Genomic DNA, 11,965 nt, shown 5'->3' with positions numbered 1-11,965 from the left:
AGCATGCGGCCCCCGCCGTTCCGGGCCCGCCGCGCGGGCGCGGCGGCGCCGGAAAGGGCGGCTGGCGCCCCGTTCCGGCGGGTCTTCCGACCCCGCTTACAGGTCGTCGAACTGGACGATCGAGATTGGCCGGGCCGCGATCGGCTGGGCGGCGCCCGGCGCCGCTGCGTCGTCGCCCGACGCGCACGGTTCCTCGTCGAACGCGATGTCGCCGTGCGGATCGGCAACGCCTGTCGCGCGCAGCGACGTGAACGGGAACAGCGTGGTGTCCATCAGGTGCGACGGCACGACCTTCGCGAGCGCGTTGAACATGTTCTCGACGCGACCCGGGAAGCGCTTGTCCCATTCGCGGATCAGCGCCTTCATTTCCGCGCGCTTCAGGTTCGGCTGGCTGCCGCACAGGTTGCACGGGATGATCGGGAATTCGCGCAGCTCCGCGTATTTCTCGAGATCGGTTTCCTTCACGTACGCGAGCGGGCGGATCACGATGTTCTTGCCGTCGTCCGACTGCAGCTTCGGCGGCATTCCCTTCAGCTTGCCGCCGTAGAACATGTTGAGCAGCAGCGTCTGCACGATGTCGTCGCGGTGGTGGCCGAGCGCGATCTTGGTCGCGCCGAGCTCGCCGGCCACGCGGTACAGGATCCCGCGGCGCAGCCGCGAGCACAGCGAGCAGGTCGTCTTGCCTTCGGGCACGAGCCGCTTGACGATGCTGTAGGTGTCCTGGTTCTCGATATGGAACGGCACGCCGACCTGCTTCAGGTATTCGGGCAGCACGTGCTCGGGGAAACCCGGCTGCTTCTGGTCGAGGTTCACCGCGACGATGTCGAAGTCGATCGGCGCGCGCTCGCGCAGGCGCAGCAGCACGTCGAGCATCGCGTAGCTGTCCTTGCCGCCCGACAGGCAGACCATCACCTTGTCGCCGTGCTCGATCATGTTGTAGTCGCCGATCGCCTGGCCGACCTGGCGCACGATCCGCTTGAACAGCTTGTTGTTCTCGTACGCTTCCTTCTGCTCGCGGCGCGTCAGCGCCTGGCGGCCGGCCGGGGCGGCGGTCGCGTCGAGGGTGGCGGCGTCGGCCGCCGTGTCATTCATGTGGGGGGCGTTCATGCGCGCTCCTCGTCCTTGATGCGAAAGACTTCGACGCCGACGGCGTCGCAGTCCGGATAGGCGTCCGGTTTCTCGGTACAGACGCGTACCGCGCGCACGGCGTCGTGCGCCAGCAGGTGCGCGGCGATCGCGTCGCACAGCGTTTCCTGCAGGTGGATGTGGCCGCGCGCCACGCATTGCGCGACGCTCTGCTTCATCAGGTCGTAGTCGACGACTTCATGCAGCCGGTCGTCGACGGGGGTGGACAGCGCGAGCGGCACGAACAGGTCGACGTTGATGACGACGCGCTGCTCGCCGCGCTTCTCGTGTTCGAAGGCACCGATGTTGATGTGCACCTCGTAATCGCGCAGGTAGAGCCTGCGGCAATCCGCGAGGCGGGGGTGCAGGAGAGCGGAAAACATGGTCGTCCCAGTCAAATTGGCGTGCGCGCACGCAAAGCGGCGCGGGCGGCGGCAATCAGGCCGCGCGCCCGCGCGGTTCATTCATTCGGGCCGGCGGCGGGCGGCACGAGGTGCTCGCCGCCGTCGACGGTCAGCGTCGCGCCCGTGACGCCGGGCGCGCTCGCGAGATAGCAGGCGGCCGCCGCGATGTCGTCGGCGTGCGCCGCGTGGCCGCGCACCAGCGCCGCGACCCGCACCTTCGGCGCGAGCGCCAGCGCCAGCGCAGACGTCGCGCGGTTCAGCGCGGCCTGCATCAGCGCGTGCGACAACTGCGCCGGCGCCGGGTGCAACAGCGCCTGGTCCAGCACGTGGATCGCGCACGCGCGCAGCGCTTCGTGCTCGCGTGCGGCGTCGGGCGTCGCGTCGGCGAGCGCGCGGGCCAGCGCGAGCGGCGCCGTCACGTTGCGCGCGAGCGCGCCGGCGAGCGACGCGCCGTCCACCGTGTGCACGTCGTCGGCGCCCGCACTGGCGCTCACGAACACCGCGCACGCGGGCCGGCCGAGCGCCGCGCCGCACGCGGCGACGAGCGCGGCTGCATCAGTTTCCAGGGCCAGATCGGCGTCGAGTACGGCCGCGCGACGGCCGAGCGCCGCGACTTCGGCGACGATCGCATCGGCGGCCGCGCGCGGCGCACCGTGGCTGCGCTGCAGCGCGACGTCCCAGCCGCGGCGTGCAAATCCCGTCGCGAGCGCACGGCCGATCGACGCGGCGTCGGCCGCGCTGCCCAGGGCGCCCGCGACGAGCACCACGCGCAGGGTCGACGTATCGGCTGAAACGGTCATTTACAATGCCGGGATGAACCCGAAAGCTCACGAACCCGCTAGTTTACCTGCTCCCGGCCCTGACGCGCTCGCGCAGTCCGAAACCCTTGCCGCACAACTGCGCGACGAGATCGCGGCGGCCGGCGGCTGGCTGCCGTTCGACCGCTTCATGGAGCGCGCGCTGTATGCGCCCGGCCTCGGTTATTACAGCGGCGGCGCGCGCAAGTTCGGGCGCCGCGCCGACGACGGCAGCGACTTCGTCACCGCGCCCGAGCTGTCGCCGCTGTTCGCGCAGACGCTCGCGCAGCCGCTCGCCGAAGCGCTCGCGGCGAGCGGCACGCGCCGCGTGATGGAATTCGGCGCCGGCACGGGCAAGCTCGCGGCCGGGCTGCTCGCGGCGCTCGACGCGCTGGGTGCCGAACTCGACGAATACCTGATCGTCGACCTGTCCGGCGAGCTGCGCGAACGGCAGCGCGACACGATCGAAGCCGCCGCGCCGGCGCTCGCCGCGAAGGTGCGCTGGCTCGACGCGCTGCCCGAGCGGTTCGAAGGCGTCGTGGTCGGCAACGAGGTGCTCGATGCGATGCCGGTGCGGCTGTTCGCGAAGGCGGACGGCGCATGGCACGAGCGCGGCGTCGCGCTCGACGCGCGGCACGCGTTCGTGTTCGAGGACCGGCCGGCCGCGCCGGCCAGCCAGCCGCCGGTGCTCGCGGGGCTTGCCGCCGATGTCGCCGACGGTTACGTGACCGAGACGCACGAGGCCGCGCTGGCGTTCACGCGCACCGTCTGCACGATGCTCGCGCGCGGCGCGGTGCTGCTGGTCGACTACGGCTTTCCCGCGCACGAGTACTACCATCCGCAGCGCGACCGCGGCACGCTGATGTGCCACTACCGCCACCACGCGCACGACGACCCGTTCCTGTACCCGGGCCTGCAGGACATCACCGCGCACGTCGAATTCACCGGCATCTACGACGCGGCCATCGCCGCCGGCGCCGACCTGCTCGGCTACACGTCGCAGGCGCGCTTCCTGCTGAATGCGGGCATCACCGACGCGCTGGCCGCGATCGACCCGTCGGAGATCCGGCAGTTCCTGCCGGCCGCGAACGCGGTGCAGAAGCTGATCTCGGAAGCCGAGATGGGCGAGCTGTTCAAGGTGATCGCGTTCTCGCGCGGCATCGACGGCACGCTCGACGCGTTCGCGCGCGGCGACCGCTCGCACGCGCTCTGACGGGGGCTTGGCATGCTGCGCTGGCTGATGACGTCGTTCGTCGCGGTGATGATCCTGACGCGCTGCTGGCCGTGGCTCGGCAAGCTCGGCATCGGGCGGATGCCGGGCGACGTCACGCTGACGCTCGGCGGGCGGCGTTACCCGTTCCCGTTCATGTCGACGCTGGTGCTGACGATGCTGGTATCGATGGTGGCGCGGCTGCTCTGAGCCGCGCCGAACAGCGCGGTGCGCGTTACAGCTCGATCTCGCCGAGGATCCGGTGCGCGAGCGCCTTCGCCTCGTCGAACGCTTCTTCCTCGCTGGGGCTCGTCGAGTGGACGTCGTAGCGCGTGTTCTCGGTGTCGTCTCCGTCGTCCCGCGCGAGGATCACGTAACCCTGGAATTGCCCGTTGGCCGAATGCTGGGTATGCGCCTTGGCCGTGTAGATGCCTTTCGTGAACGTGTTGGTGTCCATCGTGCCTCTCCCGCAAAAGGACACTTCATCGTAGCACTGCGGCGCAGCATGTACAGCGCCGCTTATCGGTGACCGAACGACGTCCGGGCAGCGCCCGGGCAACGTTCGGTCGGCCCTCGATCAACCCTCGATCAGTGCGACGACCTCGTCGAGCGTCGGCGCGTGCGCGCCCGTGTGCCGGCATGCGGCGGCGCCCGCCGCCAGCGCGAACGCGAGATGCTCGCGCCACGGTCGCTGCGGCGCGGCCATCAGGCTGAACAGCATGCCGCCGATCGACGCATCGCCCGCGCCGACGGTGTCGGCCACCTCGACGCGCGGCGGGCTGGCCTCGTGCACGTCGCCGTCCGCATGGAGCGTCGCCGCCTGCGCGCCGCGCGTGACGAGCACGGCCGCGCGCGGGTTCAGCGCGCGCACCGCCGCGACTGCGTCGGGACCGTCGCCGCCGAACAGGTGCCGCAAGTCCTCGTCGGACACCTTGATCAGGTCGGCGAGGGCCGCCATCTTCTCCAGCGTCGGCCGGTACGCGGGCGTCATCAGGTTCCGGACGTTCGGATCGAAGCTGATCTTCACGCCGCGCGCGTGCAGGTCGGCCGCGAGCGCGGCCAGCGTGCCCGCGAGCGGTTCGCGCACGAGGCTGATGCAGCCGAAATGCGCCCATTTCACGTGGTCGGTCCAGCCGGCCGGCAGCCGCGCGGGATCGAACGCGAGATCGGCGCTCGCTTCGCCGATGAAGAAATACGCGGGCGGGCGCGTCTCGTGGACGATCGCGAGCAGCGGCGCCCGTGCGACGCGCTGCAGGAAGCGCAGGTCGAGTCCGGCCGCTTCGCTCGTGCGCCACAGCACATCGGAGAAGCAGTCCTCGCCGATCGAGCCCGCGAGCGCGCTCGGCACGCCGAGCCGCGCGACCGCGCGCGCGACGTTCCAGCCGGCGCCGCCCGGCACCGACGTCCACTGCGCATCGCCCGCGCGCACCATGTCGGTCAGGATGTCGCCCGCCGACACGAAAGCCGGAAACGTGCCGCCGCTCATTGCGTCGGCTCGCTGCGTGTCGCGCGCGCGAGGGTCGCGAGCACGTCGTAGCACGCGCCCATCGTGTGATAGTCGGTCTTGCCGGCCGGGCTCTTCTCGTCGCTGTACTTGCGGTTGTCGCAGGTGAGGATCCGGTACCACGCGCCGTAGCGGTGATCGACGAAGTGCGCCCAGCCATAGCGCCAGATCTCGTCGTACCAGTCCCAGAAGCGTTCGCTGCCGGTGCGTGCGCCGAGCATCGCGGCCGCCGCGAAGGTTTCCGCCTGCACCCAGAAGTACTTGTTGTGGTCGCAGATCGTGAAGTCGGGGCCGAAGCCGTAGTACAGGCCGCCGTGATCGGTGTCCCACGCATGCGTGAGCGCCGCGTCGAACAGCTCGGCCGCGCGCGGCACGAGCCAGTCGAGCGGGCGGTGCCGCTCGAGGATCAGCAGCAGCTTCGCCCATTCGGTCTGGTGCCCGGGCTGGAAGCCCCACGGACGGAAGATGTTCGAACTGTCTTCCTTGTTGTAGTCCCAGTCGACCGACCAGTCCGCATGGTAGTGCTCCCACACGAGCCCGCCCGACAGCGCGGCCTGGCGCTGCGTGACGTGGCTTGCGAGCTTTTCCGCGCGATCGAGGTACGTGAGGTGGCCGGTCGCCTCGTAGGCCGCGAGCAGCGCTTCCGTCATGTGCATGTTCGCGTTCTGGCCGCGGTACGACGACACGATCCAGTTCGGCGTCGCGTCGTCCGCATACAGGCCCGCGGCCGCATCCCAGAAGCGGTGCTCGGCCAGCTCGTAGGTCGCCGCGATCAGCGGGCGCGCCTCGTCGATGCCGGCCATCGTCGCGTGCGAGGCCGCGAGCAGCACGAACGCGAGCCCGTAGCAGTGGCGCGCGCCGTCGAGCGTCGCGCGCTTCGCGCCGTCGCGCCAGTCGAGTTCCCAGTCGTAGCCCTGCAGTTCGTCGTCCCAGTGCGCGTCGCGCAGGAAGCGCAGCCCGTGGCGCGCGTACTCGAGGTGACGCGGATCGCCGAAATGCCGGTACGCCATCGCGTAGTTGAAGACGAACCGGCAACTGCTGACGAGGTGGCGCGACGTGCGGTTGTAGATGCTGCCGTCGTCGCGGAAGTAGTGATAGAAGCCGCCGGTCGGGTCGAACGCGTTCGTCGCGTAGAAGCGCAGCGTGTCCTCGATGTGCGACAGCAGGAACGACGGATCGCGGAAGCTCGCGACGAACGGCGCGGCTTGCGTGTGGTTGGCCGGCGCGGCCGTGCAGGGTTGGACCGGGGGCATGTTCATGATTCTTCGGTGACCGTGGCGGTATCGAGTGCCGGGGAGCCGGCGGGCTGGCTGCTGGCCCGCACGATCAGCTCGACGGGCAGGGAAATCTCGGTGCGCTCGGGCGCTTCGGCGAGCAGCAGCTCGACGCCGCGGCGGCCGAGCGCTTCCTTGTCGACCGCGAGCGTCGTGAGCGGCGGGCTCGCGTGCGCGGCGGCCGGGATGTTGTCGAAGCCGACGATCGCGATGTCGTCCGGAATCCGCAGGCCGCGCGCGGTGCACACACGCTGCGCGGCCAGCGCGGCCGCGTCGTTGTACGCGAAGACGGCTTCGGGGCGCGGGCCCGGCGCGTCGAGCAGTTGCTCCATCGCGCGCGCGGCGCCGGTGTCCGGGTCGAGCCCCGCGTCGATCGTCACTTCGTACGCGGGATCGAACAGCCGCCCGGCCTCGAAGAATGCGCGCCGGTAGCCGATCGCACGCTGCGCGATGCTGTAGTGCGCGGGCGAGCCGCCGATGAACGCGATCCGCGAGCGGCCGGTGGCGAGCAGGTGGCGCATCGCGAGTGCCGCGCCCGTCGCGTTGTCGATATTGACCGAGCGCAGCCCGGGCGCCCACAGGTCGATCAGCACCAGCGGCCGGCCGGTGGCGGCGAGCGCCTCGATCGTCTCGGGTTCGATGAAGCCGGCGACCGCGATCGCGTCGGGCGCGTGCGGGCGCATCTGGCGCAGCACGTCGTCGTTCGGGCCGACCGTGAGCAGCGTCGGCACGATGCCGCGCTCGCGGCACGCGTCCTCGACGCCGTGCAGCACGTGCGAGAAGAACGGGCTCGCGGGAAAGCGGTTGTGCTGGCGGTGCAGCAGGAAGGTGAGCCGGCGGATGCGCGGCCGCAACTGCGCGGGATCGTAGCCGAGCTGCTGCGCGATCTCGACGATGCGCGCACGCGTTGCTTCCGACAGGCCCGGCTGGTTTTTCAGCGCGCGGGAGACGGTGCCGATCGAGACCTCTGCCGCCCGCGCGACATCGCGAATGGTGGTGCCCATCGTTCGGGGTCCGGTTTGTTTAGGGTGAAAGCGATTGTATAGTAAAACACTTCGCGGAATTCGGGCCGGATAGCCGGGGAATACCCGCGAATAGCGGCTCTTTAGGCGCTAATCTGCGAAAACGCCGTTACTAAAAATACTAAACAAAATGCGAAAAAGGCAAGGTGGCCGTGCGGGTGACCGGCGGCGCGGGCGGATGGCGGGAAAGGGGCGGAAAGAGGCGGGAAAGAGGCGGGAAAGAGGCGGGAAAGAGGCAGGAAAGCGGGCCTCGCCGCGAGCGTCCGCGCAGCGGGCCCGGCGGCCCGCGCGGACGGCCGGAAGCCGAAGCGCAACGATTCGGCCGGTTGACGGGCGGACGGCCGTCCCCGTGGCACGGAGCGCAGCCGTCTCCGCGCTCGACGATTGCCTGCTGCTCAGTCCACCGCCGCCGCGGCCGACGGTTCGCCGCGATTGCGCAGCGCGGCGCGGCCCGCATCGAGATCGACGACCGCGAGCCCGCCCGGCCGCTGTTTCGCGCGCCGCTTCGCGAGCGCTGCAACCGAAGCGATCTCGTCGCTGCCGTAGCGCTGAGCGCCATGCGCGCCGGCCGGCACGCCGACCGCGCCGATCGCCATCGTCACGAAGCCGAAGAACGCCGGGTTGCCGTGGCGGTCCTCGCCGCGCAGCCCGCCTGCGTGCCGGTCGGCCTGCGTGTAGAAGCGCTGCGCGCCTTCGTTGAAGCGCGCGATCGCGTCGGTCGCGCGCACGTGCCAGTCGTCGCGCTGGAACAGCACGAGAAAATCGTCGCCGCCGACGTGCCCGAGAAAGTCGCGCTGCGGGTCGCACACGCCCGCCAGCACCGTCGCGGCGAACTTCAGCACCTCGTCGCCCTGCCAGTAGCCGTACTGGTCGTTGAACGGCTTGAACTGGTTCAGGTCGACGTAGCACGCATGAAAACCGGCGTCGCGCTGGAGCAGGCGGTCGATATGCGCGCTGATCGGAATGTTGCCGGGCAGGAACGTCAGCGGGTTCGCGTAGCGCGCGGCCTCGATGCGCATCTCGGTCACCGCGCGCACGAGGCTTTCGCCGGTGCCGAGCCCGACGTAGCGGCCGTGTTCGGTGATCACGAAGCCGTCCGCGAGATAGCGCTGGTCGTGGCTCGCAAGCAGCATCGCGAGCTGCTCGACCGTCGTCGCGTTGTCGATCATCAGCGGCGCATCGTTCGCGAACTGCAGGCACGGCTTCTTCCCGAACACCTCGCGGTGATACGGCAGCGCGAAGCGGTCGATGAAGCCGCGGCGATTCACGAGCGCGACGGGCCGCCCGCGTTCGACGAGCGCGACTGCGTGCAGGTCGGGCATCCGGTTGAACAGGTCGAGCACGTCGTTGCTGGTCGCGTTGCGCGGCAGCGGCGGTGCGGGGACGAGCATCTTCGCGGCGATCGTGCCGGCCGGCCGCACGGTGCGCGTCGCGCCGGGAAACACCGCGATGTGCGGCGCGCGGATCGCATCGCGCGCGGCCGGCGCGACGACCCGCGACGGCTGCGCGTTCGGCCGGCCGAGCAGGAAGCCCTGCACGCAACAGATCCCCATGTCGCGCACGACGAGCAGGTCGCACTCGTTCTCGATGCCTTCCGCGATCAGTTGCGCGCCGCTCGCCTGCGCGAAGTGCTGCATCGCCCTCACGGCCTCGAACTTGAGCGGGTCGCGCGCGATGTCGTGGATGAAGAAGCGGTCGATCTTCACGACGTCCGGATGCAGGCGCAGCCACAGGTTCATGCTCGCGTTCGCGGTGCCGTAGTCGTCGAGCGCGAACTGGATGCCGGCGTCGCGCAGCGACGCGACCGCCGGCCCGATGTGCGTGACATCCGGTATCGCGTTCTGCTCGGTCAGCTCGATCACGATGCGCTCGGCGCCGATTTGCGCGCGGCCGAGAAACTGACGCGCGCGCTCGCGTTCGCTGGCGAGCTGCAGGATCGTGCCGGCGCTGAAATTGAGGAACAGCTTGCCGTCGCAGTCGAGCGCCGCGAATGCGTCGAGACAGGTGAGCGCGGCGGCCTGTTCGAGCGCGATGGTCGCGCCTTCGCGCGCAGCCTGCGCGAACAGCGCGGCGGGCGCCTCGAGGTCGGTGCCGCGCGGGCCGCGTATCAGTCCTTCGTAGCCGACGACCGTCCCCGACCCGAGATCGACGATCGGCTGGAAAACGGCCGCGAGCGCGCGATCCGCGATCAGGCGCGCGGTACTGGCAGCAGCGGAGTCGGAGTGGAGCGCGGGCATGGGCGAGGGCAGCCGAATCGACGGGACGTCCGGCTTAACGGCACCGCTCGCGGGGAATTGAATGAAGATTTGATGACGCGATGGGCGCTGATGGTGCATCGCGTCGGGCGCGCAGCGGTGCGCGTTCGGAAGGCGGGGAGCGTGAGGCGGAAAGCGGAAAGCGGAAAGCGGAAAGCGGAAAGCGGAAAGCGGAAAGCGGAAAGCGGAAAGCGGAAAGCGGAAAGCGGAAAGCGGAAAGCGGAAAGCGGAAAGCGGAAAGCGGAAGGCGGAAGGCGGAAGGCGGAAGGCGGAAGGCGGAAGGCGGAAGGCGGAAGGCGGAAGGCCACCCCCTTACCGTCCCGCCTCCGCTCCCGTCAGCGCTTGCCCGCGCTCAGCGCGCCGGGTGCCGCCGCCGAGCCGTCCTGCCCGTCGCGCTCGCCGCTCATGTCGCGCGCACCCCAGCGCTGTGCGAGCGCCGCGCACGCCATCAGCTGGATCTGGTGGAACAGCATCAGCGGCAGCACGATCGCGCCGACCGCGTTCGCCGAGAAGATCACCTTCGCCATCGGCACGCCGGCCGCGAGGCTCTTCTTCGATCCGCAGAAGATGATCGTGATCTGGTCGGCCCGGTTGAAGCCGAGCCGCTTGCTGACGAACGCGGTCAGCAGCAGCGCGATCGCGAGCAGCACGAGGTTGGCGACCAGCAGGCCGCCGAGCGCGCGCGCCGGGATCTGGTGCCACAGGCCCTCGTTGACGGCCTCGCTGAACGCAACGTAGACGACGAGCAGGATCGAGCCCTGGTCGACGAAGCGCAGCACGCCGCGGTTGCGTTCGATCCAGCCGCCGATCACGGGGCGCAGCAACTGGCCGGCGATGAACGGCACGAGCAGTTGCATCACGATGCTGCCGACGGTGCTCCACGGCGACGCGGCGGCCGCCGACTGCGACGTGATCATCAGCCCGACGAGCGCCGGCGTGACGAAGATCCCGAGCAGGCTCGACGCCGATGCAGCGCACACGGCGGCCGGCACGTTGCCCTTCGCGATCGACGTGAATGCGATCGACGACTGGACCGTCGACGGCAGCGTGCACAGGAACAGCACGCCCGCATAAAGCGCCGGCGTGACGAGCGGCTGCAGCACGGGTTTCAGCGCGAGGCCGAGCAGCGGGAACAGCGCGAACGTGCTGAGCAGCACGACCGCGTGCAGCCGCCAGTGGGTCGCGCCGGCGACCACCGCCTCGCGCGACAGCTTCGCGCCGTGCAGGAAGAACAGCAGGCCGACGGCGATGTTGGTCGCCCAGTTGAACGCGTGGGCGGCCGGGCCGCGGCAGGGCAGGAAGCTCGCCAGCACGACGGTGCCGACGAGCGCGAGCGTGAAGTTGTCGGGGAGAAAACGGGGGCGGGCCATCGGGAACTCGATTCGGAAACGACGGAGGCGCGCGCCGCGCGCGCGGATGGCGCTATTGTCCCGGTTGGCCATTCACTACACAAATTCATTGTGAGAATCGATTGATGAATCGATTGCATGCAACGGCGGCCATCGCGCCCGCCCGGCCATGCGCAAAACGGCAGAAGAATGTTCTGCCGCGTTCGCGCCCTGAAGTGAAAAAAACTAGCAGTAACATGGTGTTACACCGATGCCGGCGACCTAACACTTTTGGGCTCGACACGGTTTCGGGCGGCTCATAAATTACTGCTGAAAGCCTTGCGTCGGCCGAAAGGAGCTGGCGGCAGGCATGGACGGGCACTGAACGATGACGGAACGGGTGAAACGGAAGATCGGACGATGGGTGGCAGGCGTGCTCGGCGCGCTGCTGATGCCGCTCGCGCTCGCGCAGCCGCCACACGGCGGTCATGAGTTCGGCGGCCGCGGCTTCGGTGGCGGCGAGATGCGCGCGTACGGTCAGCCGGCTGGCGGCGGGCCCGGTGGCATGCCCGTCTGGCGGCGCATGCCGCCCCCCGCCGGTGCACGCGCCGGCGGCGTGAGCAGCTACGGTTCCCGCTGGGGGCTGCGGCCGACGCCGTCGTACGGCCATTACGCCGCGCAAAGCCCGTATCGCCCGATCAGCGCCGATGCGCGCCAGGTGCCGCGCCCGCCGGGCGGCGGCAACGTGCCGCTGCGCGCCGGTTCGATCCGCGCCGACGTCGCGCGCTACAACGAGGAACGCGGCGGCCGTCCGATGCCGCCGCCCCGCTCGCAGGAAGAGCCTGCACACTCGCCGTATTTCTCCCCGTTCTACCGAAACTGAGCGCCCGCGCGCTCGTCCCCCCGCCGGCTGATGCGGATTCGCCACAGTCGCGCGCAGATTTCCGCTGATTTTCCTGCTGCATTGCGCTATCTTTCGCGCCCGGCACGCATATGCCACGCCGCCGTCCGGCCGCGCGGCTGCGTTCGCGCCGGGTCGCCGACAC

Annotated in this window: 12 protein-coding genes; 3 read left to right on the top strand and 9 right to left on the bottom strand. The window is 70.0% G+C overall.

Annotation, left to right across the window (positions count from 1 at the left end):
- Positions 1 to 96: 96 nt before the first annotated feature.
- The 3 genes from ttcA to LXM88_RS21220 form a co-directional block, all read right to left on the bottom strand.
- On the bottom strand, positions 97 to 1,107 hold the full coding sequence (gene ttcA, locus LXM88_RS21230) for a tRNA 2-thiocytidine(32) synthetase TtcA (protein WP_262537463.1): 1,011 nt from the start codon (positions 1,105 to 1,107) through the stop codon (positions 97 to 99).
- Positions 1,104 to 1,508, bottom strand: a complete 405-nt coding sequence (locus tag LXM88_RS21225; RefSeq protein ID WP_059521150.1) for a dihydroneopterin aldolase — start codon at positions 1,506 to 1,508, stop codon at positions 1,104 to 1,106. Before LXM88_RS21225 ends, ttcA begins: the two co-directional genes overlap by 4 nt.
- A gap of 77 nt (positions 1,509 to 1,585) precedes the next feature.
- Positions 1,586 to 2,329 (bottom strand): SDR family oxidoreductase, encoded by a 744-nt coding sequence (locus LXM88_RS21220; RefSeq protein ID WP_262537452.1) that lies wholly within the window; start codon positions 2,327 to 2,329, stop codon positions 1,586 to 1,588.
- A 13-nt stretch (positions 2,330 to 2,342) separates the two neighbouring features.
- On the opposite strand from LXM88_RS21220, the gene LXM88_RS21215 reads away from it, so the two are divergent.
- The gene (locus tag LXM88_RS21215) at positions 2,343 to 3,539 is read left to right on the top strand and encodes a class I SAM-dependent methyltransferase (protein ID WP_262537450.1); all 1,197 of its coding nucleotides are present in this window, start codon (positions 2,343 to 2,345) and stop codon (positions 3,537 to 3,539) included.
- A gap of 12 nt (positions 3,540 to 3,551) precedes the next feature.
- Positions 3,552 to 3,746, top strand: a complete 195-nt coding sequence (locus tag LXM88_RS21210; protein WP_031399528.1) for a DUF2905 domain-containing protein — start codon at positions 3,552 to 3,554, stop codon at positions 3,744 to 3,746.
- Positions 3,747 to 3,771: 25 nt separating this feature from the next.
- Here the strand turns inward: LXM88_RS21210 and LXM88_RS21205 are convergent, their stop codons facing one another.
- The 6 genes from LXM88_RS21205 to LXM88_RS21180 all read right to left on the bottom strand — a co-directional run bounded on the left by LXM88_RS21205 (position 3,772) and on the right by LXM88_RS21180 (position 10,961).
- Positions 3,772 to 3,993 carry a hypothetical protein gene (locus LXM88_RS21205; RefSeq protein WP_096471929.1) on the bottom strand — a complete coding sequence of 74 codons (222 nt, stop codon included), beginning with the start codon at positions 3,991 to 3,993 and terminating at the stop codon, positions 3,772 to 3,774.
- Between the two features lie 120 nt (positions 3,994 to 4,113).
- Positions 4,114 to 5,022 carry a carbohydrate kinase family protein gene (locus LXM88_RS21200; protein ID WP_262537439.1) on the bottom strand — a complete coding sequence of 303 codons (909 nt, stop codon included), beginning with the start codon at positions 5,020 to 5,022 and terminating at the stop codon, positions 4,114 to 4,116.
- Positions 5,019 to 6,299 (bottom strand): AGE family epimerase/isomerase, encoded by a 1,281-nt coding sequence (locus LXM88_RS21195; RefSeq protein WP_262537438.1) that lies wholly within the window; start codon positions 6,297 to 6,299, stop codon positions 5,019 to 5,021. Before LXM88_RS21195 ends, LXM88_RS21200 begins: the two co-directional genes overlap by 4 nt.
- Positions 6,296 to 7,318 carry a LacI family DNA-binding transcriptional regulator gene (locus tag LXM88_RS21190; RefSeq protein ID WP_262537436.1) on the bottom strand — a complete coding sequence of 341 codons (1,023 nt, stop codon included), beginning with the start codon at positions 7,316 to 7,318 and terminating at the stop codon, positions 6,296 to 6,298. Before LXM88_RS21190 ends, LXM88_RS21195 begins: the two co-directional genes overlap by 4 nt.
- Before the next feature lie 413 nt (positions 7,319 to 7,731).
- Entirely contained in the window at positions 7,732 to 9,573 is a 1,842-nt protein-coding gene (locus LXM88_RS21185; protein WP_262537435.1) for a phosphodiesterase, read from the bottom strand.
- Positions 9,574 to 9,926: 353 nt separating this feature from the next.
- A complete protein-coding gene (locus LXM88_RS21180) occupies positions 9,927 to 10,961 on the bottom strand; it encodes a bile acid:sodium symporter family protein (RefSeq protein ID WP_262537433.1) in 1,035 nt (344 codons plus the stop codon).
- A gap of 346 nt (positions 10,962 to 11,307) precedes the next feature.
- Here LXM88_RS21180 and LXM88_RS21175 point away from each other — a divergent pair, with 346 nt between their 5' ends.
- On the top strand, positions 11,308 to 11,802 hold the full coding sequence (locus tag LXM88_RS21175; protein WP_262537430.1) for a peptide-binding protein: 495 nt from the start codon (positions 11,308 to 11,310) through the stop codon (positions 11,800 to 11,802).
- The last annotated feature ends 163 nt before the right edge of the window (positions 11,803 to 11,965 follow it).

It is taken from the genome of Burkholderia sp. S-53, from assembly GCF_025560745.1.
Taxonomy (GTDB): domain Bacteria; phylum Pseudomonadota; class Gammaproteobacteria; order Burkholderiales; family Burkholderiaceae; genus Burkholderia; species Burkholderia pyrrocinia.
This window is presented reverse-complemented; position numbering and strand designations above follow the sequence as displayed.